The sequence below is a fragment of the Streptomyces sp. NPDC060232 genome (assembly GCF_042726555.1).
Classification (GTDB): domain Bacteria; phylum Actinomycetota; class Actinomycetes; order Streptomycetales; family Streptomycetaceae; genus Streptomyces.
The window spans coordinates 37,990-61,297 of record NZ_JBHXAG010000027.1 but is presented as its reverse complement, the minus strand read 5'-3'; the positions used below and the strand labels follow the sequence as shown (position 1 = coordinate 61,297).

Genomic DNA, 23,308 nt, shown 5'->3' with positions numbered 1-23,308 from the left:
GTGCCGTCACGCCGGCCGGCGGCCGCGGCCGGTTTGCAGGGCGGTGACGGCGAGGAGTGCCAGGGCCGCCGCCGCGACCGACAGTCCGGGCAGCAGCCCGGGCGGGCGGAAGGAGCAGGCGACCTGTGCGGTGCCGGGGGTGAGGGGCACCGCGACCAGCCCCAGGTGGGCCGATGCGGGCCGGTCGTTGCACGTCCATCCGGCGATCGCGGGGACGGAGAGGACCGCCGTGCCCGTGGTGCCCGCGGGCAGATCGGCCAGGACGCCGGAGGAGCCGACCCGGACCGAGGTCGCGGCCGAGGCGCGCAGGGCGGCCACCGCCGCGTCGAGGCGGGGGCGGTCCAGACAGGACAGGGCCCAGCGCGGCGGCGGGGCCGCGTCGAAGACCAGCGCCGAGGAGGTGCCGCGGGAGACGCCCATCGGCTGGAGGGCCGCCCGGTTGCGGGGGGCGTTGCCGTTCAGCCGGAAGGCCGGGCCGTCGGCGAGGCGGGCCGTCGCGTTGTACTCCGGTGCCCACAGGTAGGCCTCGGTGCCCGCGCGGCAGACCCCGGGCGCGAGCGGGTCCTCGTACACGCGGGCGCCCAGCAGCAGTTCCTGGTTGGCGAAGGGCGAGTCGCCGTAGGAGAGGGGCGCGCCGGGCGGGCGGGTCGTCACCAGCGGGGGCACCTCGGCGCGCAGCACCGAGCCGTCCGGCTGGAGGCGGGCGCCGACCGCGAAGACGGCGTCGGTGACCGGGTTGTCGAGGCTCTGGACGTTGCGGCCGCGCGAGGTCCAGCCGGCGCCGAGCGCGACCATCGTCCGCGTGAACACCTCGGGGGTGTGGCTGCTGTAGTAGGAGCCGCCCTCCCCGCCCAGCAGCAGCGGGTCGTTGCCCGACAGGGCGGGCCGGCTCGGGTCGGTGCGGTACGCCGGCCAGCCCTCGGCCGCCGCGAGGGCCCGGGCGCGCGCGGTGTGGCCCCGCCCCCAGGACGGGTAGTCGTCGAGGCCGCCCAGTTTGCCCTGGTGGCCGAAGGCGGTGGTCGCCGCCGCCTGCGCGAGCAGCACCAGGGCCAGCAGCCCGGCCGCCGGGAGCGCCAGGCGGCGATGGCGCAGCGCCCACCAGGCCGCGCCGGACAGCGCCAGGCCGGCCGCGAACAGCGCGTACCCCCAGGTCGTGGTCAGCGTGCTGCCGCGGGCCCACAGCGCGGCGGCCGCCAGCAGGCCCGTGCCCGCGGCCAGCGCCGCCGGCCGCGGCAGGCCGCCCTCCAGAGCGGTCCATGCGGCGATGACGGCGATCCCGGCCAGGACGAAGGTCTGCCGGTACGGGCTGCCGTTCGGGGTGGCGAACAGGTGCCAGGCCAGATGGGTCGGCGCCCACTGCAGGGAGAGCGCCACGGCCGCCGTCAGTCCCGTCCACCACAGCCGGTCGCGCAGCGGTACCGAACGGTGGAAGGGCAGCGCGGCGACCAGCAGCAGGGTGCCGGCGGCGACGAACACGGCGGGGGAGGAGAAGGAGTACGTCCCCGGCAGCAGCCGCGCGAAGAGGTCCGCCCAGGACACCGGCCGGAACTCCCTGACCCATCCGGGGTAGGCCTGACCCGAGCTGAGGAACAGCGGCAGCAGGACCGGCGCCGCCAGCGCGATGCCCAGCAGGGTGGTCGCGGCCGCCCGGGCGATCACCGCGATCCGGGTCCGCACGCCCTCCCGGGTCAGCACCACCCGTACCAGCACCACCAGCGCGGCGCCGAGCGTGGCCATGTAGGCGGTGTAGAAGTTCGACGTCCAGCACACGGCGACGACCGGCGGGGCGAGCAGCACCCGCCGCCCGCGCAGGGCCCATTCACCGGTCAGGCACAGCAGGGGGAACGCGATCAGCCCGTCCAGCCACATCGGGTTGTAGGAGGCCTCGATCACCGACCAGCCGCACAGCGCGTACGAGGCCCCGAGCAGTCCGGCCGCCCACCACGGCCCCCGGTGGAGGGTGCGCAGCAGCCAGGCCATGGCCGCCGCCGCGACCGCCGTCTTGAGCACGGTGACGACGTACACGGCCAGGTCGATGTCGGCGCGCGGGAAGGCGGCGACGAGGACGGAGAGCGGGCTGGTCAGGTAGGTGCCGAGGTCGGGCAGGAAGCTCGTACCGTATCCCGACTGCCAGTTGAACAGCAGCCCGCCCCGCGCGCGGCCGTGCAGGAGGTCCCACAGGTGCGCGTGGAAGGGTACGAACTGATTGCCGAGGTCGTTGACGCTGCGATGGCGCGATCCGTACGGGAAGACGCGGGCGGCGGCGTCCCCGGCGCACACGGCCACCGCCGTGAGCAGGGCGGCCAGCGCCGAACCGGACAGACTGCGGCGGCGCGGCGAGCGGTGCGGTGTCGACATGGTGGGCCGACCCTGGCAGCACCGGAGGAAGCGGGGATGGACCTGAAGTGGCCGCGACACGAACGGACACGTGCCCCCGACACCCCGTGAATCGTTGGTCGAACCAGTGGCCCGGGCCACCCTTACTGCATACCATCGATCACCGCACGGCCCTTGTGCATCGACGCACAATCTCCCGGCCCTGGAGGCTCCTTTGCACCGTCGCACTGCGCTCTCCGTCTCCGCCGCCCTGCTCGTGGCGGCGCCCCTGCTGTCCGCCTGCTCGGGCGAGACCCGGCCCGGCACCGCGGCCGTCGTCGGCGGTGAACGGATCACCACCTCCGCGCTCCAGGCCCAGGTGGGCGACGTCCGCGCCGCACAGAACCGTTCCGAGCACGCCGCGACGCTCATCTCCAACACCCCGCAGCTGGACCGGATCAAGCTCGGCAAGATGATCCAGCTCCGGGTGCTGGAGCGGGCCGCGAAGGACGCGGGCATCTCGGTCACGACCAAGGAGATCGAGGACGCCCGCAAGGCCCAGGAGGACGGCAAGGGCGCGGCGGCGCTGGAGCAGGCCGCCCTCCAGGCCCGCGTCCCGCTCGCCGCCGGGCAGATCGAGGAGGAGGTGCGCTTCCAGCTGCTGCTCGGCAAGCTCAGCGAGCGCTACGGCGAGGACAAGATCATCGAGCCGCTCGCCAAGGCGTCGGAGGCCCTCCACATCGAGGTCAACCCGCGCTACGGGACCTGGGACGCCCAGCAGGTCGGACTCGGCCCGGTGGAGACGCCCTGGATCACCCAGCGGACGCGCCCCGAGCAGGCACCCGCCGGAGCCTGACGCCCCGCGGCGGAGGTAGGTTCGAGGGGTGACCGACCACTCCCAGCCCACCGCCGCACCCGAGCCCACGGGCCGTATCGTCCTGCTGACCACCAGCCACCGGGTCGCCCCCGGCGTGCTGTCCTGGCCGGCGTGGCAGACCCTGCACGCCGCGGACCGGGTGCTGTGCGCCGACCCCGGCCACCCGCAGCTGCCGTACCTGCGGGAGGCGGGCGTCGAGGTCGAGTACACGGCCCCGGACGCGCACGAGCTGGTCGAGGCCTGCGCGGGCGGCCGTACGGTCGTGGTGCTCCCGGCCGGGGAGGGCGACCAGCGTCTCACCGACGGCCTGGCCCGGCTGGCCGGCTCCGGCCGGGTCTCCATGCCCGACCTGGAGCTGCTGCCCGGCTCCTACGACCTGCCGGGCGCCCGCCTGCTCGACCTGGTCCAGGTGATGGACCGGGTCCGGCGCGAATGCCCGTGGACCTCCCGCCAGACCCACCGGGGCCTGGCCAAGTACGCGATCGAGGAGGCGTACGAGCTCGTCGAGGCGATCGAGGACGGCGACCGGGAGGAACTGCGCGAGGAACTCGGCGACGTCCTGCTCCAGGTGGTCTTCCACGCCCGGATCGCCGAGGAGGGCATCCCCGGCCGCGAGGACGAGGGCGAGGGCGACGAGGCCGGTGGCGCCGACGAGGAGGGCCTCGGGGCCTTCTCCATCGACGACGTGGCCGGGGCACTCGTGCAGAAGCTGATCCACCGGCATCCGCACGTCTTCGGCGACGCGCCGGCAGATACCCCCGAGGACGTCCACGCCCACTGGCAGCGCACCAAGGCGGTCGAGAAGCAGCGGGAGTCGGTCACCGACGGGATCCCGGTGGGCCAGCCGGGCCTGGCGCTCGCGGCCAAGCTCGCGGGCCGGGCCCGTACGGGCGGAGTGGCCGTGGAGCTGCCCCGCGGCGACGGCATCGGCTACGAGCTGCTGGAACTGGCGGCCCGCGCGGAGGCGGAGGGGGTCGACCCCGAGACCGCGCTGCGCGCGGCGGCCCGCGTCTACCGGGACGCGATCCGGGTGGCCGAGGGTGTCGGAGCCGCCACGGAGTAGGCCCCCGCCTCCCTGCGGCGGTACTCCCTCAGTACTCCCTCGGGGCGCGGGCCGAGGGGTCGTGCCAGTGCGGGGCAGGGCGGTTCAGGAGCCACTCGGCGAAGCCCAGCGGGCGGCCGCCCTGCCCGTGGTCGCCGCCCGCAGCGGGTACGCAGTCGTGGAAGAGGCGGCCGGGACGGGCGCCGAGCACCTCCAGGAGGTGCGTGGTCTCGTCGATGAACTGCCCCGGCCCGCTGAGGTAGACGTCCTGGTCGGGCCACAGGCCCCGGTTGCTCAGGGCGGTCGCGAGCCGTTCGGTGGCCTCGTTGCGGTGCCGGCCGGGGGCGGGTGTGATGTAGGTGACGTCGAGCCAGCCGCAGGAGGCCCCGTACGCGTCGATGAGCGGCCGGTCGTAGAGGTGCGCGCAGTCCCGGGCCACGACGAAGAGCCGTACGTCCTGATCGGGTGGCCGGTCCGCGAGCTCCTCCAGCATGGCCCGGATCGGGGCCCAGCCGGTGCCGGCGGCGATCAGGCTGACCGGGCGGCCGGAGCGGCGGAAGGTCAGCTGCCCGCCGGCGGCGCCGAGGCGCAGTACATCGCCCGGCTGGGTCTCGCGGACCAGGGCGGTGCTGAGCCGCCCGCGATCGATCCGGCTGACGTGCAGGTCGACGGTGCCGTCGGGGCGGGGGGCGTTGCCGATGGAGTAGGTGCGCCAGGCCCTGGGGACCCGGTCGCTGCTCACGCTCGTGTACTGGCCGGGGAGATAGGGGAAGGGGGCGTGCGGCCGCAGGGTGAGCACGCCGATGTCCTGTCCGTACTGGAGGTGGCGCACGACCTCCGCGTCCCACCACGGCGGGTCCTCGCTCGCGTCGGCCCCGGCGAGCATGGCGTCGGCGATCACCTGGTAGGCCTCGGTCCAGGCCTTCTCCACCCGCGGGGTCCAGGCTTCGCCGGAGGTCTCGGCGAGCGCGGCGAGCAGGCTGGAGCCGACGACCGCGTAGTGCTCGGGGCGGACCAGGAACTTGCGGTGGTCGCGGCCCAGGTCGCGCAGGTAGGGGCCGAGGGTCTCGTCGTCGCCGAGACGGGAGATGACGTGGGTGAGCGCGGCGAAGAGCCGGTCCCGCTGGCGTTCCATGTCCTCGGAGGAGACCGGGAAGAGGTCACGGACTCCGGGGTTGTGCCAGAACAGGTGCGAGTAGAAGAACTTGACGGCGTGTTCGGCCCGTCTCTCCACCACCGCGAAACTGCTTTTCAAGATCCTCACGTCCACACAACCGAAGGTAGGAGTGCCGGACGGGGCGAGGTCAAGCGTTGTCCGATCTACGGACAGCCTCGGCGAAGCAGTCATATGGGACGGCTGGCCGCGGCCCGGGCCGGTCCGCCGGGGCGCGGCGGCTACTGTCGGGGACATGCACGATCAGTCGTCCACTCCCTCCGTCGGCGCGGCGCCCGAACTCTTCACGTGGGAGTTCGCGACCGACCCCTACCCGGCCTACGCATGGCTGCGCGAGCACTCCCCGGTGCACCGCACGAAGCTCCCCAGCGGGGTCGAGGCCTGGCTCGTCACCCGTTACGCGGACGCCCGCCAGGCCCTCGCCGACCAGCGGCTCAGCAAGAATCCGGCGCACCACGCAGAGCCCGCGCACGCCAAGGGCAAGACCGGGATCCCGGGGGAGCGCAAGGCGGAGCTGATGACGCATCTGCTGAACATCGACCCTCCGGACCACACCCGGCTGCGGCGTCTGGTGTCGAAGGCGTTCACCCCGCGCAGGGTCGCCGAGTTCGCCCCGCGGGTGCAGGCGCTCACCGATCACCTGATCGACGGGTTCGCGGGGAGGGGGGAGGCGGACCTCATCCACGAGTTCGCCTTCCCGCTGCCCATCTACGCCATCTGCGAGATGCTCGGAGTACCGCGCGAGGACCAGGACGACTTCCGCGACTGGGCCGGGATGATGATCCGCCACGGCGGCGGTCCGCGGGGCGGGGTCGCCCGGTCGGTGAAGCAGATGCGGACCTATCTCGGTGAACTCATCCACCGTAAAAGGGATGATCTGGGCGACGATCTGATGTCCGACCTGATCCGGGCGAGCGACCACGGCGACCATCTGACGGAGGGCGAGGCCACCGCGATGGCCTTCATCCTGCTCTTCGCCGGCTTCGAGACGACCGTGAACCTCATCGGCAACGGCGTCCACTCCCTCTTCATGAACCCCGTCCAACGCGAGCGCCTGCAGAGCTCCCTGGCCGCCGGGGAGAGCGGACTGCTGGCCACCGGCGTGGAGGAACTCCTGCGCTACGACGGCCCCGTGGAGCTGGCGACGTGGCGGTTCGCCACCGAGCCGCTGACCCTCGGCGGTGAGCGCGTCGAGACCGGCGATCCGGTCCTGGTCGTCCTCGCCGCCGCCGACCGGGACCCCGAGCGGTTCACCGACCCGGACACCCTCGACCTCTCCAGGGGCGACAACCAGCACCTCGGGTACGGGCACGGCATCCACTACTGCCTGGGCGCGCCGCTGGCCCGGCTCGAAGGAACGACCGCGCTCGCCACCCTGCTCACCCGCCTGCCGGACCTGGAACTCGCCGTTCCGCCCCAAGACCTGCGCTGGCGTGGGGGGTTGATCATGCGTGGGCTGCGTACTCTTCCCGTTCGCTTCACGGTTCAAAACACTTGCGCAGGATCTGATCAAAAGTCAGATCCTGCTTGAACTTGTGACAATCGTTCCGAGGCCGCTAGGTTCTGCCGTTACCCCGCTGTTATGCGAAAGGTGATCCCTCATGCTCTCCGGGAACGGCCGTCACAGACGACCCCGCCAGGTCCCCGCGCTGGTAGTCACAGCCGGAGTCACTGGCTCTGCGCTGGCCATGCCACTGCTTGCCGCCACCAGCGCCACCGCTGCCGACACCGCCACCTGGGACAAGGTGGCCGAGTGCGAGAGCGGCGGCTCGTGGAGCGCCAACTTCGGCAGTGGCGCGTACGGCGGCCTCCAGTTCACCCAGGAGCAGTGGGAGAACGCCGGCGGTCTGGACTTCGCCGAGCGGGCCGACCTCGCGAGCCGCTCGCAGCAGATAGCGGTGGCCGAGCGCGTGCTGGCCTCCCAGGGTCCGCAGGCCTGGCCGCTGTGCGCCGCCTCCGCCGGACTGGACCAGCAGGGTCCGGCCGCGGTCGTCGACCCCGGTCTGCCCGGCAGCCCCACCGTGGTGGGCCCCGCGCCGTCCCGCCCGGACGACACCGTGCCCTCCGCCAAGGGCGGCAAGCCGGCGACGGACTTCGGGCTCTCGACCGCGGAGACGCCGAGCCCCTCGGGCAGCCCGTTCCTGATCCCGGACGCGCCGTCCCTCGGACTGCCCGTCATGCCCGCGCCCGACGTCCCGACGACGCCGCCGGTCGACCCGGGTGCCCCGACCGACCCGGCGACCGGGCCGGTGAGCCCCGCCGACCCGACGGCCCCGGTCCTCCCGACCGACCCGACGGACCCGGCGGACCCGACGGCGCCCACGACCCCGCCGGTCACCCCGCGTCCGTCCCCGACCGACCCGACCGGCCCGACGGCCCCCGCGACCCCGGAGACCCCGGCGACCCCGGGCGCCACTCCGGCCGAGGGCAACGGCAAGCACCGCGGTGCGCCCTCCCCCGAGGAGGGCGCCGGGTCTGATGGCGCGTCGGACCCCGTCTACACGGTGCGGGAGGGCGACAGCCTGGCGACCATCGCGGTCGCCAAGGGTGTGAAGGGCGGCTGGAGCGGCCTCTACGCGGCCAACGAGCAGGTCATCGGCGAGGACGCCAACCTGATCAAGCCCGGGCAGAACCTGGATCTAACCATGCAATAAGGACAGTTGGTTCGCCCGGAAAGACCTTGATTGTCTGTTTTCTGCAAGTGAGACATGTGTCTCTTCCGGTCAACTGGCGTGTCTCGCCCGGGGGCTTCCGCAAACCCCGGCCTCACCTGCGCAAACACCGCTTCGGAGAGCGCAAGTAGGGGCCCTTTCTCCCCGATGTTCCTCGTTGAACATCGGGGAGAGCTGTGTCTACCTTCTGAATCGCTCGCCACCGCGAGCTCCTCCGACCGCATCGCCGAGTCCTGCCGGCGGACGGGGGGAACAGTCGTCGCGTCAAGCGCCGAAGGCAGGAGCGGGGGAACCAAGGTAGGTGCCGCGAGCGGCCGTTGAGAGACGGTCACGCAAGCGGCTTGGGGTTAAGCGGTGCGCCAGGTCGCATCGCCGGGCACTCACAGGCCCGAACCCGACAGCTCACCTCGTAGGCGTCGGTGAGGAGAAACCTCATGCTGCTTTCCGGCAAGGGCAAGCACCGTCGCGGCTCCAAGGCCGTTCGCATCGTCACGCTCGCCGGTGTCGCCGGCGTGGCCGTCGCCGCCCCCCTGATGACCGCGGGCGCCGCCAGTGCCGCCACCGCGTCCGAGTGGGACAAGGTCGCGCAGTGCGAGTCCGGCGGCAACTGGGCCATCAACACGGGCAACGGCTACTACGGCGGTCTGCAGTTCTCGTCCTCCACGTGGGCGGCCTTCGGCGGCAAGTCGTACGCCGCCCAGGCCAACCAGGCCTCGAAGGCGCAGCAGATAGCCGTGGCCGAGAAGGTCCTGAAGAAGCAGGGCAAGGGCGCCTGGCCGCACTGCGGCAAGGGCCTGTCGAACTCCTCGTACACCGGCGGCTCCTCCGAGGCTCCGGCTTCCACCAAGCCGAAGGCCGAGACGAAGAAGACCGAGACCAAGAAGACCAAGAAGACCGAGACCAAGGCCGCGCCGAAGAAGGACACCAAGCGCGCCGAGGCCCCGGTCACCCGCTCCGAGCGCACCGAGGCTCCGGCCGCGCCGAAGACCGGCAACGGCTCGTACGAGGTCAAGGCCGGCGACACCCTGGGCACCATCGCCGAGGCCAACGGCGTCAAGGGCGGCTGGCAGCAGCTGTTCGAGCTGAACAAGGACATCGTCTCGGACGCCGACCTGATCTTCCCGGGTCAGAAGCTCAAGCTCAGCTGACCGCTGCGGCAATAGCCGCGAAAGCGTACGCAACGCGCAGAACTCCACCGCCCGGCGCCCCTCCCCCCACGCGCCGGGCGGCGGTGTGTGCGAGAGCGGAACCCCCGTCATCCAGGGCTCTATGTCCGGGAAGAGGGGTATTCGGGCCCTTTTTCGTCCCAGGACCCGGGCGGTCGGCAGGGCGAGTGCCCGGATCCGGTTAGGCTCTAGTCGGCCAGGCCATCCCACGGCCTGACGCCACCGCACACCCAGCGTCACATCCCAGAAGGAGATGCTCGTGCCGTCCATCGACGTCGTCGTAGCCCGGGAAATCCTGGACTCCCGAGGCAATCCCACGGTCGAGGTCGAGGTGGGCCTCGACGACGGCAGCACCGGCCGTGCTGCCGTTCCGTCCGGCGCCTCCACCGGTGCCTTCGAGGCCATCGAGCTCCGTGACGGTGACCCCAACCGTTACATGGGCAAGGGTGTCGAGAAGGCCGTCCTCGCCGTCATCGAGCAGATCGGCCCGGAGCTCGTCGGCTACGACGCCACCGAGCAGCGCCTGATCGACCAGGCCATGTTCGACCTGGACGCCACCGACAACAAGGGCTCGCTCGGCGCCAACGCCATCCTCGGCGTCTCGCTCGCCGTCGCGCACGCCGCGTCCGAGGCCTCGGACCTCCCCCTCTTCCGCTACCTCGGCGGTCCGAACGCGCACCTGCTGCCCGTTCCGATGATGAACATCCTCAACGGTGGGTCGCACGCCGACTCCAACGTCGACATCCAGGAGTTCATGATCGCCCCGATCGGGGCGGAGTCCTTCTCCGAGGCGCTGCGCTGGGGCGCCGAGGTCTACCACACCCTCAAGAAGGTCCTGCACACCAAGGGCCTGTCCACCGGCCTCGGTGACGAGGGCGGCTTCGCCCCGAACCTGGAGTCCAACCGCGCTGCGCTCGACCTCATCATCGAGGCCATCAAGCAGGCCGGCTACACCCCGGGCAAGGACATCGCGCTCGCGCTCGACGTCGCCGCGTCCGAGTTCTACAAGGACGGCAAGTACGAGTTCGAGGGCCAGTCCCGCTCGGCCGCCGAGATGACCGACTACTACGCCGAGCTCGTCGAGGCGTACCCGCTCGTCTCCATCGAGGACCCGCTGTTCGAGGACGACTGGGCCGGCTGGAAGACGATCACCGACCGCCTGGGCGCCAAGGTCCAGATCGTCGGCGACGACCTCTTCGTCACCAACCCCGAGCGCCTCGCCCGCGGCATCGAGGAGGGCTCCGCGAACGCCCTGCTCGTGAAGGTGAACCAGATCGGTTCGCTGACCGAGACCCTCGACGCCGTCGAGATGGCCCAGCGCAACGGCTTCAAGTGCATGATGTCGCACCGCTCCGGCGAGACCGAGGACGTCACCATCGCCGACCTCGCCGTCGCCGTGAACTGCGGTCAGATCAAGACCGGCGCCCCGGCCCGCTCGGACCGCGTCGCCAAGTACAACCAGCTGCTGCGCATCGAGGAGATCCTCGACGACGCCGCGGTGTACGCGGGCCGCAGCGCCTTCCCGCGCTTCAAGGGCTAATCACGCTCTGCCTCCGTACGTCCCCGCACTCGGTCCCGTACCGTGTGCGGGGACGTATTGCGTAGTGCGTACAAAGGGGAGGCGGACCAATGGCCGGGAACCGGGATCGGTTCTCCACCTTCTCCACGGCGACGCGGCTCAAGCAGCTCGGTGAGCGGACCGCGGCCCACGTCTACCGCTCGCAGTCGCGCCGGCAGGTGCGCCGCAGCCGCCTCACCGGCAGGGCCGCGCTCCTGGTGCTCGTGCTCTGTACGCTGGTGGTCGCCCTCGCGTATCCGATGCGCCAGTACGTCTCCCAGCGCTCGGAGATCGCGGAGCAGCAGCGGGCCGCGGCTGCCGCGCGGGACCGCCTGGAGCGGCTCCGTGACGAGAAGGCCCGCTGGCAGGACGACGCCTACGCGGAGCAGCAGGCGCGCAAGCACCTGCACTTCCTGCGCCCGGGGGAGGTCGGCTACATCATGAGCGACCCCGGGTCCCAGCCCCCGGAGCCGCACCGGACCGGCCAGACCGGCTCGGACCGCCCCTGGTATTCCAACGTCTGGGACGGCGTCGACAAGGCCGACCGCCCCGGCGACTAGCACCGCAGCACCCATCCACGAGAACGAAGAGACTTCCTCCAGGCATGCAGACGCCCCCGCCCCAGACCGACCGGACCGAGCCGACCGACGCGGACATCGAGGCGTTCGAGCAGCAGCTCGGCCGCCCGCCGCGCGGGCTGCGCGCCATCGCGCACCGCTGCCCCTGCGGGCAGCCCGACGTGGTGGAGACCGCGCCGCGGCTTCCCGACGGCACCCCCTTCCCGACGCTGTACTACCTGACGTGCCCGCGCGCGGCCTCCGCCATCGGCACGCTGGAGGCCAACGGCGTGATGAAGGAGATGCAGGCCCGGCTCGCCGAGGACCCGGAGCTCGCCGCCGCCTACCAGGCCGCGCACGAGGACTACATCCGCCGCCGCGACGCCATCGAGGTGCTCCAGGGCTTCCCGAGCGCCGGCGGGATGCCGGACCGGGTCAAGTGCCTGCACGTGCTCGTCGGCCACTCCCTGGCCGCCGGCCCCGGCGTGAACCCGTTCGGCGACGAGGCCCTCGCGATGCTGCCCGAGTGGTGGGCCAAGGGCGCCTGCGTCACGCCGTGCGGCGAGAAGAAGAAGGAAGAGGAGTCCCGGTGACCCGGGTCGCGGGCATCGACTGCGGTACGAACTCCATCCGGCTGCTCGTGGCGGACTGCGACCCGGCCACGGGCGAGCTGGTCGAGCTGGACCGGCGGATGATCATCGTCCGGCTCGGCCAGGGCGTGGACAAGACCGGGCGCCTGGCCCCGGAGGCGCTGGAGCGCACCTTCGCCGCCTGCCGCGAGTACGCGGCGGTCATCAAGGAGTTCGGCGCGGAGCGGGTGCGCTTCGTGGCGACCTCCGCCTCCCGCGACGCCGAGAACCGCGACGACTTCGTCCGCGGCGTCGTGGAGATCCTGGGCGTCGAGCCCGAGGTGATCTCCGGCGACCAGGAGGCGGAGTTCTCCTTCACCGGCGCCACCAGGGAGCTGGCCGCGCACGAGCACCTTCAGCGGCCGTTCCTGGTGGTCGACATCGGTGGCGGCTCGACCGAGTTCGTGGTCGGCGACGACCACGTGCGGGCCGCCCGCTCCGTGGACGTGGGCTGCGTCCGGATGACCGAGCGCCACCTGGTGGTGGACGGCGTCGTCACCGACCCGCCGTCCGAGAAGCAGCTCGCGGCCGTCCGGGCCGACATCGAGGCCGCGCTGGACCTGGCGGCCGAGACGGTCCCGCTGGCCGAGGCGCGCACCCTGGTGGGCCTGGCGGGCTCCGTGACCACCGTCGCCGCGATCGCGCTGGGGCTGCCCGAGTACCGGTCGTCGGAGATCCACCACTCCCGGATCTCCTACGAGCAGGTCCGCGCCATCACCGAGCGGATGCTGACGGCCACCCACGCCGAGCGCGCGGCGATCCCCGTGATGCACCCGGGCCGGGTCGACGTGATCGGCGCGGGCGCGCTGGTCCTGCTCGCCATCATGGAACGCACCGGCGCCTCGGAGGTCGTGGTCTCGGAACACGACATCCTCGACGGAATCGCGATCAAGACCGCGGAAGAGGCCGAGGCGGACAAGCAGCGGTCCTGACCCCGGCGGATCCCCGACGCGCGGCGCTCCGGTCGACCGACCGGGGCGCCGAGGCGTTTCAGATGGTGCGGTAGACGTCGCGGCGGTCGCCGACCTTGACGACGAGGACGACGAGCTCGCCGTCCAGTACTTGGTAGGCGATCCGGTAGCTGCCGACCCGGAGCCGGTAGAGCCCGGACGGTCCGGTGAGTTTCTTGACGTCGGCGTCCTCGCGGCAGGGGTCGTCCCCCAGAGCGGTCAGCGCGGCGAGGATGCGCATGGCAGCGGGCCTGTCGATCGCCCGATGCCGCGTGTACGCGCGCAGGGTTACCGCAACGAGCCGTGGTCCCACTCGATATGACGGGCACAATCACCTGGTCCATCGGCCAAACGACCTTCGAACCAGGGTGTGGGGGGTCGCAGGCCCATGATCCAGAAAAAGTTCGTGAAGTTCTTCACAAGGAAAAGGGGCCTGTTGGGTCCAAGGAAGGGCCCTTCGGGGCCTTCCGGCGGCCCTCGGGCCCCTTTTGTCTCGCGTTCGTGCGATCGACGGAGGTGGCGGATTGCGGGTCGGAGGTACGGACGAAACCCGGTGGTCTACTCCGGTCGAGGCCTTGGAGGCCAGTTCAGGACGGGTGAACAACGACTCCTGCCACCTCTTGGTTCCCGTTGCCCGCCATGACGTCCGTCACGTGGGCGGCGGAGTGTAGCAGAGACCTCCCGACTCCTTGTGAAGGGGCTCACGAGCAACACCCCAATGGGTGCTGGATACTCGTTCTCATGAGCACCACGGAGCGTCCCAGGATCCTCGTTGTAGGAGGTGGGTACGTAGGCCTGTACGCAGCCAAGCGCATCATGAAGAAGATGCGCTACGGCGAGGCGACCGTCACGGTCGTCGACCCGCGCTCGTACATGACCTACCAGCCCTTCCTCCCCGAAGTGGCCGCAGGCAGCATCTCGCCTCGGCACGTCGTCGTCCCGCTGCGACGCGTGCTGCCCAAGGCTGAGGTTCTCACCGGCCGGGTCACCAGCATCGACCAGGACCGCAAGGTCGCCGTCGTCACGCCGCTGGTCGGCGAGGCGTACGAGCTGCCCTTCGACTACCTGGTGATCGCCCTCGGCGCCGTCTCCCGCACCTTCCCGATCCCCGGCCTCGCCGAGCAGGGCATCGGTATGAAGGGTGTCGAGGAGGGCATCGGCCTGCGCAACCACGTACTGGAGCAGCTCGACAAGGCCGAGTCCACGACGGACGAGAACGTCCGCCGCAAGGCGCTCACCTTCGTCTTCGTCGGCGGCGGCTTCGCCGGTGCCGAGACGATCGGCGAGGTCGAGGACATGGCCCGCGACGCCGCGAAGTACTACTCCACGATCAAGCGCGAGGACATGCGCTTCATCCTGGTCGACGCGGCCGACAAGATCCTTCCCGAGGTCGGGCCCAAGCTCGGCACCTGGGGCAAGGAGCACCTTGAGTCCCGCGGCATCGAGATCTACCTCAACACCTCCATGGACTCCTGCGTGGACGGCCACGTGGTGCTGAAGAACGGCCTTGAGGTCGACTCCAACACCATCGTGTGGACCGCCGGCGTCAAGCCGAACCCGGTCCTGGCCCGCTACGGCCTGCCGCTGGGCCCGCGCGGTCACGTCGACGCCGAGCCGACCCTCCAGGTCAAGGGCACGGACTACATCTGGACCGCCGGCGACAACGCCCAGGTTCCGGACATGGCCGCCCGCAAGGCCGGCGTCGAGAACGCCTGGTGCCCGCCGAACGCCCAGCACGCGCTGCGCCAGGCCAAGGTCCTCGGCGACAACGTCATCTCGGGCATGCGGGGCTTCCCGCAGGCCGAGTACTCGCACTCGAACAAGGGTGCGGTGGCGGGCCTCGGCCTCCACAAGGGCGTCGCGATGATCGTCATGGGCAAGACGAAGATCAAGCTCAAGGGCCGGCTCGCCTGGTACATGCACCGTGGCTACCACGGCATGGCCATGCCGACCTGGAACCGCAAGATCCGCGTCTTCGCCGACTGGACCCTCGCCATGTTCCTCAAGCGCGAGGTCGTCTCCCTCGGTGCGCTGGAGACCCCGCGCGAGGAGTTCTACGAGGCCGCCAAGCCGGCGCCGGCCCCGGCCGTCGCCGCTGCCCCGGCCGAGAAGGCCAAGGCCTCCTGACCCTGCGTCGGGGACCCGGCCCTTGAGCCGGTAGAAGGTACGACCCCGAAGGGGCCGCCCGCCATCCGTGGTGCGGGCGGCCCCTTCGGCGTAGCCGGGGCCGCGGACGGGTAGAGGGATGGGTCGGAACTTTGTGGAGGTGCGCCATGACCGACGCCGCTCCGCGGCTGGCCGCTCTTGCCGAGACCCTGCTGGGCGGCCCCCTGCCCGTGCGCATCCGCGCGTGGGACGGGAGCGAGGCCGGGCCGCCCGACGGCCCCGTGCTCGTCGTCCGGGGCCGCCGGGCCCTGCGCCGGATGCTGTGGAAGCCCGGCGAACTGGGTCTGGCCCGGGCCTGGGTGGCCGGCGACCTGACCGTCGACGGCGACCTGTTCGAGCTGCTGGACCGGGTGGCCGGCCTGCTCTGGGAACGGGACCGGGAACCCGTACCCGCGCCCACCCCCGCCTCGTCCCGCCTGGCCGCGCTGCGCACGCTCCTGCCCCGGCGTTCTTCGGCCGCCGCGGGCACCGCGGCCGGCACCGCCGCGCTGCTGCGCGACGCGGACGCGCGCAGCGCCGTACGGGACCTCGTCACCCTGGCCCGCCCGCTGCCGGCGCCACCGCCGCCCGCGGAGGAGGCGGCCCGGCGCGGCGGCCCCCGACACACCAGGGGCCGCGACCGGCAGGCCGTCAGCCACCACTACGACGTCGGCAACGACTTCTACGAGCGGGTCCTCGGCCCCTCCATGGTCTACTCCTGCGCCTACTGGACCCCCGGCTCGACCCTGGAGCAGGCCCAGCACGACAAGCTCGACCTGGTCTGCCGCAAACTCGCCCTGAAGCCCGGTGACCGGCTCCTCGACGTCGGCTGCGGCTGGGGCTCCATGGCCCTGCACGCGGCCCGCGCGCACGGCGCCCGTGTCACCGGCGTCACGCTCTCGCGCGAACAGGCCGTGTACGCCCGCAAGAGGGCGGCGGACGAGGGCCTGGCCGATCTCGTCGAGATCCGGATCCAGGACTACCGGGACGTCAAGGACGGCCCCTACGACGCCATTTCCTCCATCGGGATGGCCGAACACGTCGGCGCCGCCCGCTACCGCGACTACGCCCGCACCCTGCACTCCCTGCTGCGCCCCGGCGGCCGGCTGCTCAACCACCAGATCGCCCGCCCGCCGGAGGCCGACGAAGCGGCCTACCGGGTGGACGAGTTCATCGACGCGTACGTCTTCCCCGACGGCGAGCTCTCACCGGTCGGCACCACGGTCGGCGAACTGGAGCGGGCCGGCTTCGAGGTCCGCGACGTGGAGGCGCTGCGCGAGCACTACGGCCTGACCCTGCGGGCCTGGGTGGCACGGCTGGAGGAGCACTGGGACGAGGCCGTGGCCCTCACCTCGGTCGGCCGGGTCCGGGTCTGGCAGCTCTACATGGCCGCCTGCGCCCTCGGCTTCGAGCGGGGCCGCCTCGGGGTCAACCAGGTGCTCGCGGTGCGGTCCGCGGGCCGCGGGGACTCGGGGCTGCCGCTGCGGCTGCGCACCTGGGGCGCACAGGGCAGTACAGCCAGGCCCCAGGACGCGGGCTAATCGTTCCTGCGCGGACGACGGGAAGGGCCCCGGGGCAGGTGCTCGCCCCGGGGCCCTTCCGTGTCCTCGTGCCGGTTTCCGCGTGCCGTGTGGCGCCGGCCGCTACTCGGTCTTGATGGCGGTCAGCATGTTCAGGCGGGCGGCGCTGCGGGCCGGCCACATGGCGGCCAGGACGCCGACCACGGCGGCCAGCAGGAGGAAGATCCCGATCCGGTCCCACGGGAGGATCAGCTCGTAGTCGGGCATGGCCTTCGACAGCGTGGAGCCGACGGCCCAGGCGAGGAAGATGCCGATGGCGACGCCGAGGACGGCTCCGAAGAGCGAGATCACCACGGCTTCGAGGCGGATCATGTTCTTGACCCGGCTGCGGTCGAGGCCGATGGCCCGCAGCATGCCGATCTCCTGGGTCCGCTCGAAGACGGACATGGCCAGGGTGTTGACCACGCCGAGCACCGAGATGACCAGCGCCATGCCGAGCAGGCCGTACATGATGTTCAGCATCGTGTTGATCATGCCGCCCATCTCGTTGCGCATGTCCTGCTGGGTGGCGACGGTGATGGCCGGGTTCTTGCCGAGGGCGTCGACGACCTTCTGCTGGGCGGCCTTGGAGGCCCCGCCGTCGACGTTGACGTACACCTCGGGGATGTACATCTCCTCGCTGTGCAGGCTGAGGATCTTGTCGTCGATGACGTAGGGGGAGAGCAGGCCCTCCATGTCCTTGAAGATCGCACCGACCTTCACGGAGGCTTCCTGGCCGTCGTCGTACTGCACCTTGATCGGGGTGCCGACGGTGAAGTTCTGCTTCTTGGCGGTCTTCTCGGCGACGGCGACCTCGCCCTTGCCGAGGCTGTCGAGCGAGCCGCTGAGGACCTCGACGTTGAGGAGCTGGCCGATGGTGGCCGGGTTGACGCCGGAGGCGGCCCGGAAGTCGCCGTCGACCAGGAAGTAGCCGGCCGTCTGCGGGGAGACCGCCTTGATGCCGGGGGCCTTGGCGAGGGTCTCGGCCACGGACTTGTCGAGGCTGCCCGCGTCGGAGGACATGGAGACCCGGTAGTCGGCCTTGAGCTTCTCGGTGCTCATGCGGTCGACGACCTTGCCGACGGTGATGCCGAGCACGGACAGGGTGGTGACGAGGGTCAGGCCGATCGCCAGGGAGGCGGCCGTGACGGCGGTGCGCCGCGGGTTGCGGACGGCGTTCTGGGCGGCCAGCTTGCCGGGGACGCCGAACAGCTTCTGCAGCAGCGGGCGGACGGCGCCGATGACCGGCTTGGAGAGCAGCGGCAGCAGCACGATCATGCCGATCAGCATGAGGAAGGCGCCGCCGCCCATGGTCATGCGGCCCGTGCCGCCGCCCTTGGACACGCCCAGGAAGACCAGGCCGATGCCGAGGAGGCTGATGACCGACCCGAGGATGTTGCGGACGAGCAGGGACTTCGCGTTGGCCGGCAGGTGGGCGCTGCCCATGGCGGCGACCGGGGCGATCCGGCCGGTGCGCCAGGCCGGCAGCACGGCGGCGACGGTGGTGACGACGACGCCGATGACGAGGGCGGCGACGACGGTGCCCGGGGCGATCACCGGGGCGCCGCCCGGCAGCTTGGCGCCGAGGGAGCCGATGACGGAGCGGATCCCGATCGCCAGGCCGATGCCGCCGAGCAGGCCGGCGGCGGCCGACAGGGCGCCGACGACGAGGGCCTCGGTGAGCACGGAGCGCATGACCTGGCCGCGGTTGGCGCCGACGGCGCGCAGCAGGGCCAGCTCCTTGGTGCGCTGGGTGACCAGCATGGTGAAGGTGTTGTAGATCAGGAAGATGCCGACGAAGAGCGAGATGCCGGCGAAGACGAGCAGCATCGTGCTGAGGCTGCTGAGGCCCTTCTCGATCTGCTTGGCCTGCTCTTCGGCGAGCGCCGCGCCGGTCTGCGCCTTGGTGGTCTTGCTGTCGAGGAGCGGCTTGATGTCGGCGAGCAGCTTGTCGGCGGAGGTGCCGTTCTTCGCGGCGACCGACAGCTCCTGGAAGTAGCCGGGCTTGAGGTAGAGCTCCTGGGCGACGGCGGTCTCGAACAGGACCAGGCTGCCGCCGGCCTGGACGGCGCCGTCCTCGGTGGTGAAGATGCCGGCGAGGGCGTACTCCTTGACCGGGCCGTTGGTGGCGACGCGGACCTTGTCGCCGACCTTGTAGTCGCCCTGGTCGGCGGTGGCCTTGTCGAGGGCGACCTCGTCGGCCTTGGCCGGACCGGCGCCCTGGACGAAGGCGTAGCGCGGGTTCTTGCCGTCCTTGACGGGCGTGTAGTTGGCGCCCTGGTTGGACCAGCCGGAGCCGATCAGCTTGCCGTTCTCGTCGCCGACGCCGGCGAAGCCGTAGACGCGGCCGGAGACGGAGTCGACGCCCGGGAGCGCCTTGATCTTGTCGAGGGTCTGCTGGCCGATGCCGGGCTCGCCCTCCTTCTGGCCCTGCTCGTTGCGGCCCTGGCCGTAGGAGGTGACCGAGACGGCGACGCCGTCGTAGCTCTTGGCGGACTGGCCGGAGAGGGACTTCTTGAGGGTGTCGGTGAAGACGAGGGTGCCGGATACGAAGGCGACGCCGAGGGTGACGGCGAGCACCGTCATCAGCAGCCGGGCCTTGTGCGCGAGGACGTTGCGCAGGGCGGTACGGAACATGGGGGATCTCAGTCCTGGGGCTGGAAGTCTGGAGGAAGGGCCGGGGCGGGACCCGGGATCAGCTGGTGCGGCCCTTGGCGTCGAAGGCCTTCATTCGGTCCAGCACGCCGTCGGCGGTGGGGCTGAGCATCTCGTCGACGATCCGGCCGTCGGCGAGGAAGATGACACGGTCGGCGTAGGAGGCGGCGACGGGATCGTGGGTGACCATCACGACGGTCTGGCCGAGCTCGCGGACGGAGTTGCGCAGGAAGCCGAGGACCTCGGCGCCGGAGCGGGAGTCCAGGTTTCCGGTCGGCTCGTCACCGAAGATGATCTCGGGGCGGGAGGCGAGGGCGCGGGCGACCGCCACGCGCTGCTGCTGGCCGCCGGAGAGCTGGGTGGGCCGGTGGCCGAGGCGGCCGGAGAGGCCGACCATGTCCACGACGGTGTCCAGCCACTGCTGGTCGGGCTTGCGGCCCGCGATGTCCATGGGGAGCGTGATGTTCTCCAGGGCTGTCAGCGTGGGCAGCAGGTTGAACGCCTGGAAGATGAAGCCGATCTTGTCGCGGCGCAGCTGGGTCAGCTGCTTGTCCTTCAGGGAGCCCAGCTCCGTCTCACCGATGCGCGCGGAGCCCGCGGAGAAGGTGTCCAGGCCGGCGACGCAGTGCATCAGGGTGGACTTGCCGGAGCCCGAGGGGCCCATGATCGCGGTGAACTGCCCCTGGCCGAAGTCCACGGAGACGTTGTCCAGGGCGACCACCTGGGTCTCGCCCTGGCCGTACACCTTGGAGAGGCCGGTGGCGCGGGCGGCCACGGCCTGGGCGGTGTGCGGGGCGTAGTTCATGGTGGTCACAGGACGGCTCCTCGGTCTGTTGTGCGGGGACCCCTCCATCTTCACCGCGCCCTTACCTGCCGCGGATCAGCCGCCATGCCTGTTCCCGGGCCCACTCGAGACTGACGGCGGGCGGGCGCGCCTCCTCCTCTGGTATGACAGGAGCTCCCGCCGGAGAGGGCGGTAGCCACTGGCCGACGGGCGGTGGCCCGGGGCTGCCGGGGGTGCCGGGGCTGCCGGGGCTGCCGGGGGTGGCGCGGAGGGTGGCGCGAGGGGTGGCGCGAGCCGTCGAAATCCCGTCATTCCCGTACAGGTGGTGATCGGCGTCCAGAACGGGCCGACCGTGCATTCTGGGGCCTGACGGACCCTCAAGCGCCAATAAAATCAGACAACATCGGATAGGCGGCCGGTCGGCGGCGAGTGTGTTCCGGATAGGCTCGGCACAGCGTTCAAGGCTTTTTCCACGGGGGCCGCCACGCCCTGCCCGGATGGTGGAATGCAGACACGGCGAGCTTAAACCTCGCTGGCCTTCGGGCCGTGCCGGTTCAAGTCCGGCTCCGGGCACTCCGCAGCTCTGGCGAGGTCCTCCTCGCGGAGACGGCGAGGCCCCTCGTTTATCCCCCCTGCGCTCCGCCGTGCCTTCTCCTAAGATCCTCCTCCAGCAGTAGGGTGCTTTCTTTGCGAGCGCATTACTCTTGTTGCAAGGCCGCGCTCGGTGGCCACGGAGGAGTGAGATGAGGAGCAGTAACCCGGTCTTCTCGCGACGGGGGTTCAGCCGCGACAACGGTGGCTATGCGGGCTTTGACGCGCAGCACCAGCAGGCCGGGACCAACCCGTACGCGACCAACCCGTACGCGACCGACCCGGCCACGGGTATGCCGCAGGCGCCGGCGCGCACCAACGCGATGACCATCGACGACGTCGTGAGCCGTACGGCCATGACGCTCGGCACGCTCATCGTGACGGCGACCCTCTCCTGGGTGCTGCTGCCCGTCGACCCGGCCAACCTCGGCACGTCGTACGCGATCGGCATCGGCGCCGCCCTGGTGGCGTTCGTCTTCGCGATCATCCAGTCGTTCAAGCAGAAGGCCGCCCCGGGCCTGATCCTGGCCTACGCGGCGTTCGAGGGCGTGTTCCTCGGCGTGATCAGCGCGGCCACCAGCACCTACTTCGGTGCCGGCGTGGTCATCCAGGCGGTGATGGGCACGATGTGCGTCTTCGCCGCCGTGCTCTTCGCGTACAAGATGGGCTGGATCCGCGTCAACCGCCGCTTCTACGGCTTCGTGATGGCCGCGGCCCTGGGCTTCATCCTCCTGATGGTCGCGAACACGCTGTTCGCGGTCTTCGGCGGCGGCGACGGCCTCGGCTTCCGCAGCGGCGGCCTCGGCCTGCTGTTCGGTGCCATCGGCGTCATCCTCGGTGCCTGCTTCCTCGCCCTCGACTTCAAGCAGGTCGAGGACGGCGTGACCTACGGCGCCCCGCGCGAGGAGGCCTGGCTGGCGGCCTTCGGCCTCACCATGACCCTGGTGTGGATCTACATCGAGATGCTGCGCATCTTCCAGATCCTCTCGGGCGACGACTAGCAGGACCTGCGGGCCGCCAGGCCCGCCCCGGCCCGGCACCCGGCCGGTCCACAGCACGGGGAAGGCCCCGCGAGCACCGCTCGCGGGGCCTTCCCGCGCCTGGGGGGACTTCGGGGGACGGATGGGTCAGCCGAACCGGCGTGCGGCCCGGCGCAGGTCGTACTCGTGGATGATCGCCTTGGCCTGGCCGTACGACAGCTCGTGCGCGCCGCGCAGCCAGCTGACCTTCTCCTCGAACCGGACGAGTGAGGGGCCTTCGTCGACGGTGCGGAGCCAGGCGGAGACCTCACGACCAGTGGTCAGGGGGATTCTGTCGATCATGTTGCGGTGGGTCTGCTCGGAGAACTCTACGGACATGGGCGCCTCCGGAGGTTTTGCCGTGCTGTTCTCTTCACGCCACCGTGCCGGAGAGTTCGCCCGTTGGCAATGGTGCCCGGACGGCGCGTAAGGTCGGCCGGGTGCTTGACACTTCGCCCCTGAGCGCCGCCGTGGAACGTTTCGCCGACCGCCTGCGGGCCGCCCCGCAGAGCCGCCTCCAGCAGGGAGCGGCCGCCGCCGCACTGGACCTGGCCCGCGAACTCTCCGTACGCGCGCAGCGGCTGGAGGCGCCCGGGCAGCCGCCGAGGCAGATGCCGGACGAGGGCCTCTTCGTCGTCGGCGACCAGGTGGCGGTGGCCGGACAGGACCTCGCCGAAGCCCTGCGCGGCGGGTCCGGCGCCCCGGACACGGCGAAGGCCCCGTCCGAGATGCTGGACGAGGCCGTTCGGCTGGTGGAGCAGGCGGAGATCAGAGCGATGCGATGACGCGGTCCGCGAGGATGTAGACGTTGCTGTCGGGGTCCTCGGAGTCACCGCAGGAGAAGGTCAGCGCGTAGGCGCCGGAGATCCCCGAGCCGCCCAGCAGGACCGGGGCGGTGCCCGAGCGCAGCGCCTCGGCCAGGCGCTCCGCGGTCTCCCGGTGCCCCGGGGTCATGCACAGCGTCGTGCCGTCGGTGAAGACGTACACGTCCAGGGTGCCCAGCGGGCCGGGACGGACGTCCGCGAGGGCCGTACGGGCCTCCGCGAGCTCCTCCAGCCGGTTCACGGTGCGCTCGTGGTCGGCGCCCGGATGCGAGGCCTGGACCGGTACGAAGTCGGGGTGCGAGGGGTGGCGCCGGCGGGCGGCGGCCAGCTCGGCCGAATCCTCCGGGAAGCCGGGCAGCTCGTCGAGGGCCTCCTCGCCCAGGACCGGCTCCAGGCCCACCAGGTCGGCCTGCCGGGGCAGGAAGACGGGGTTGTCGTCGCCGAGCCCGGACAGACCGCCGAGCAGCGACGGGGCGTCGGCGGCGTCCCGGGCCTCCTGCGCGGCCCAGAAGGCGCGCGCCTCGGCCAGCTCCCGCTCGCGCTCCTCGGCCAGGGCCTCGGCCACGGCGGCTCGTATCTCCGCGGCGGGGGACTCGGCGGCGTTGCGGGCGTGCGGGACGGTCGTGGCCCGGGTGTGGACCGGCACCGCCAGCTCACTGCGCAGGGCGGTGACCTGCTTGCGCAGACCGTGGACGGCGTGCAGAGCAGCAGCGCCCACGGCCGTGGCAGCGGCCGTGGTCAGCAGCAGGGCAAGAGACATGGCGCTCACTGACTAACTCCTGAGGTGATT

20 protein-coding genes, 1 tRNA gene and 1 riboswitch are annotated in these 23,308 nt (G+C 71.5%); of the genes, 14 read left to right on the top strand and 7 right to left on the bottom strand.

The genetic code is table 11. The annotated features are described in order from the left end of the window. Nucleotides 1–6: 6 nt before the first annotated feature. Complete coding sequence (locus ACFWFZ_RS29865) at nucleotides 7–2,358, bottom strand: YfhO family protein (RefSeq protein ID WP_387126265.1); 2,352 nt, start codon at nucleotides 2,356–2,358, stop codon at nucleotides 7–9. Between the two features lie 193 nt (nucleotides 2,359–2,551). Here ACFWFZ_RS29865 and ACFWFZ_RS29860 point away from each other — a divergent pair, with 193 nt between their 5' ends. Together ACFWFZ_RS29860 and ACFWFZ_RS29855 are read left to right on the top strand one after the other, a co-directional pair. Further along, nucleotides 2,552–3,172 (top strand): SurA N-terminal domain-containing protein, encoded by a 621-nt coding sequence (locus ACFWFZ_RS29860; RefSeq protein WP_387126263.1) that lies wholly within the window; start codon nucleotides 2,552–2,554, stop codon nucleotides 3,170–3,172. 28 nt (nucleotides 3,173–3,200) lie between these two features. Continuing rightward, nucleotides 3,201–4,256, top strand: coding sequence for a nucleoside triphosphate pyrophosphohydrolase (locus ACFWFZ_RS29855; RefSeq protein ID WP_387126260.1), 1,056 nt, complete (start codon nucleotides 3,201–3,203; stop codon nucleotides 4,254–4,256). 28 nt (nucleotides 4,257–4,284) lie between these two features. On the opposite strand, the gene ACFWFZ_RS29850 is transcribed toward ACFWFZ_RS29855, so the two are convergent. Further along, nucleotides 4,285–5,499, bottom strand: a complete 1,215-nt coding sequence (locus ACFWFZ_RS29850) for a globin domain-containing protein (RefSeq protein ID WP_387126258.1) — start codon at nucleotides 5,497–5,499, stop codon at nucleotides 4,285–4,287. A gap of 145 nt (nucleotides 5,500–5,644) precedes the next feature. Here ACFWFZ_RS29850 and ACFWFZ_RS29845 point away from each other — a divergent pair, with 145 nt between their 5' ends. The 7 genes from ACFWFZ_RS29845 (at nucleotide 5,645) to ACFWFZ_RS29815 (ending at nucleotide 12,923) form a co-directional block, all read left to right on the top strand. Beyond that, complete coding sequence (locus ACFWFZ_RS29845; RefSeq protein WP_387126256.1) at nucleotides 5,645–6,940, top strand: cytochrome P450; 1,296 nt, start codon at nucleotides 5,645–5,647, stop codon at nucleotides 6,938–6,940. A gap of 157 nt (nucleotides 6,941–7,097) precedes the next feature. Further along, nucleotides 7,098–8,063 carry a transglycosylase family protein gene (locus ACFWFZ_RS29840; RefSeq protein WP_387126254.1) on the top strand — a complete coding sequence of 322 codons (966 nt, stop codon included), beginning with the start codon at nucleotides 7,098–7,100 and terminating at the stop codon, nucleotides 8,061–8,063. 277 nt (nucleotides 8,064–8,340) lie between these two features. After that, nucleotides 8,341–8,512: riboswitch (cyclic di-AMP (ydaO/yuaA leader) on the top strand. A 3-nt stretch (nucleotides 8,513–8,515) separates the two neighbouring features. Then, nucleotides 8,516–9,229, top strand: a complete 714-nt coding sequence (locus tag ACFWFZ_RS29835) for a transglycosylase family protein (RefSeq protein ID WP_387126252.1) — start codon at nucleotides 8,516–8,518, stop codon at nucleotides 9,227–9,229. 271 nt (nucleotides 9,230–9,500) lie between these two features. After that, nucleotides 9,501–10,787, top strand: coding sequence for a phosphopyruvate hydratase (gene eno, locus ACFWFZ_RS29830; RefSeq protein ID WP_030028493.1), 1,287 nt, complete (start codon nucleotides 9,501–9,503; stop codon nucleotides 10,785–10,787). Between the two features lie 89 nt (nucleotides 10,788–10,876). Beyond that, a complete protein-coding gene (locus ACFWFZ_RS29825; protein WP_387126249.1) occupies nucleotides 10,877–11,365 on the top strand; it encodes a septum formation initiator family protein in 489 nt (162 codons plus the stop codon). A gap of 44 nt (nucleotides 11,366–11,409) precedes the next feature. Then, on the top strand, nucleotides 11,410–11,955 hold the full coding sequence (locus ACFWFZ_RS29820) for a DUF501 domain-containing protein (protein ID WP_387126246.1): 546 nt from the start codon (nucleotides 11,410–11,412) through the stop codon (nucleotides 11,953–11,955). After that, the gene (locus ACFWFZ_RS29815) at nucleotides 11,952–12,923 is read left to right on the top strand and encodes an exopolyphosphatase (RefSeq protein ID WP_387126243.1); all 972 of its coding nucleotides are present in this window, start codon (nucleotides 11,952–11,954) and stop codon (nucleotides 12,921–12,923) included. The genes ACFWFZ_RS29820 and ACFWFZ_RS29815 overlap by 4 nt, the downstream gene beginning before the upstream one ends. A gap of 58 nt (nucleotides 12,924–12,981) precedes the next feature. On the opposite strand, the gene ACFWFZ_RS29810 is transcribed toward ACFWFZ_RS29815, so the two are convergent. Further along, nucleotides 12,982–13,227 carry a type II toxin-antitoxin system RelE/ParE family toxin gene (locus ACFWFZ_RS29810; RefSeq protein WP_387126301.1) on the bottom strand — a complete coding sequence of 82 codons (246 nt, stop codon included), beginning with the start codon at nucleotides 13,225–13,227 and terminating at the stop codon, nucleotides 12,982–12,984. 455 nt (nucleotides 13,228–13,682) lie between these two features. Between ACFWFZ_RS29810 and ACFWFZ_RS29805 the strand changes: the two genes are divergently transcribed. Then, nucleotides 13,683–15,068: an NAD(P)/FAD-dependent oxidoreductase gene (locus tag ACFWFZ_RS29805; RefSeq protein WP_387126241.1), complete on the top strand. Its 1,386-nt coding sequence runs from the start codon at nucleotides 13,683–13,685 to the stop codon at nucleotides 15,066–15,068. Between the two features lie 146 nt (nucleotides 15,069–15,214). Next, on the top strand, nucleotides 15,215–16,627 hold the full coding sequence (locus tag ACFWFZ_RS29800) for a class I SAM-dependent methyltransferase (RefSeq protein WP_387126239.1): 1,413 nt from the start codon (nucleotides 15,215–15,217) through the stop codon (nucleotides 16,625–16,627). A gap of 102 nt (nucleotides 16,628–16,729) precedes the next feature. Here ACFWFZ_RS29800 and ACFWFZ_RS29795 read toward each other — a convergent pair whose 3' ends face one another. Both ACFWFZ_RS29795 and ACFWFZ_RS29790 read right to left on the bottom strand, forming a co-directional pair. Next, on the bottom strand, nucleotides 16,730–19,282 hold the full coding sequence (locus tag ACFWFZ_RS29795; protein ID WP_387126237.1) for an ABC transporter permease: 2,553 nt from the start codon (nucleotides 19,280–19,282) through the stop codon (nucleotides 16,730–16,732). Nucleotides 19,283–19,340: 58 nt separating this feature from the next. After that, a complete protein-coding gene (locus ACFWFZ_RS29790) occupies nucleotides 19,341–20,105 on the bottom strand; it encodes an ABC transporter ATP-binding protein (RefSeq protein WP_387126299.1) in 765 nt (254 codons plus the stop codon). Between the two features lie 470 nt (nucleotides 20,106–20,575). Between ACFWFZ_RS29790 and ACFWFZ_RS29785 the strand changes: the two genes are divergently transcribed. Then, nucleotides 20,576–20,657 (top strand) — tRNA-Leu (locus tag ACFWFZ_RS29785). Between the two features lie 170 nt (nucleotides 20,658–20,827). Continuing rightward, on the top strand, nucleotides 20,828–21,676 hold the full coding sequence (locus tag ACFWFZ_RS29780) for a Bax inhibitor-1/YccA family protein (RefSeq protein WP_387126235.1): 849 nt from the start codon (nucleotides 20,828–20,830) through the stop codon (nucleotides 21,674–21,676). Nucleotides 21,677–21,802: 126 nt separating this feature from the next. Here ACFWFZ_RS29780 and ACFWFZ_RS29775 read toward each other — a convergent pair whose 3' ends face one another. Continuing rightward, nucleotides 21,803–22,033 carry a DUF4287 domain-containing protein gene (locus ACFWFZ_RS29775; protein ID WP_387126233.1) on the bottom strand — a complete coding sequence of 77 codons (231 nt, stop codon included), beginning with the start codon at nucleotides 22,031–22,033 and terminating at the stop codon, nucleotides 21,803–21,805. 101 nt (nucleotides 22,034–22,134) lie between these two features. On the opposite strand from ACFWFZ_RS29775, the gene ACFWFZ_RS29770 reads away from it, so the two are divergent. Continuing rightward, nucleotides 22,135–22,479, top strand: coding sequence for a hypothetical protein (locus ACFWFZ_RS29770; protein ID WP_387126231.1), 345 nt, complete (start codon nucleotides 22,135–22,137; stop codon nucleotides 22,477–22,479). Here ACFWFZ_RS29770 and ACFWFZ_RS29765 read toward each other — a convergent pair. Beyond that, a complete protein-coding gene (locus tag ACFWFZ_RS29765; protein WP_387126297.1) occupies nucleotides 22,463–23,278 on the bottom strand; it encodes a hypothetical protein in 816 nt (271 codons plus the stop codon). The genes ACFWFZ_RS29770 and ACFWFZ_RS29765 overlap by 17 nt on opposite strands. Between the last annotated feature and the right edge of the window lie 30 nt (nucleotides 23,279–23,308).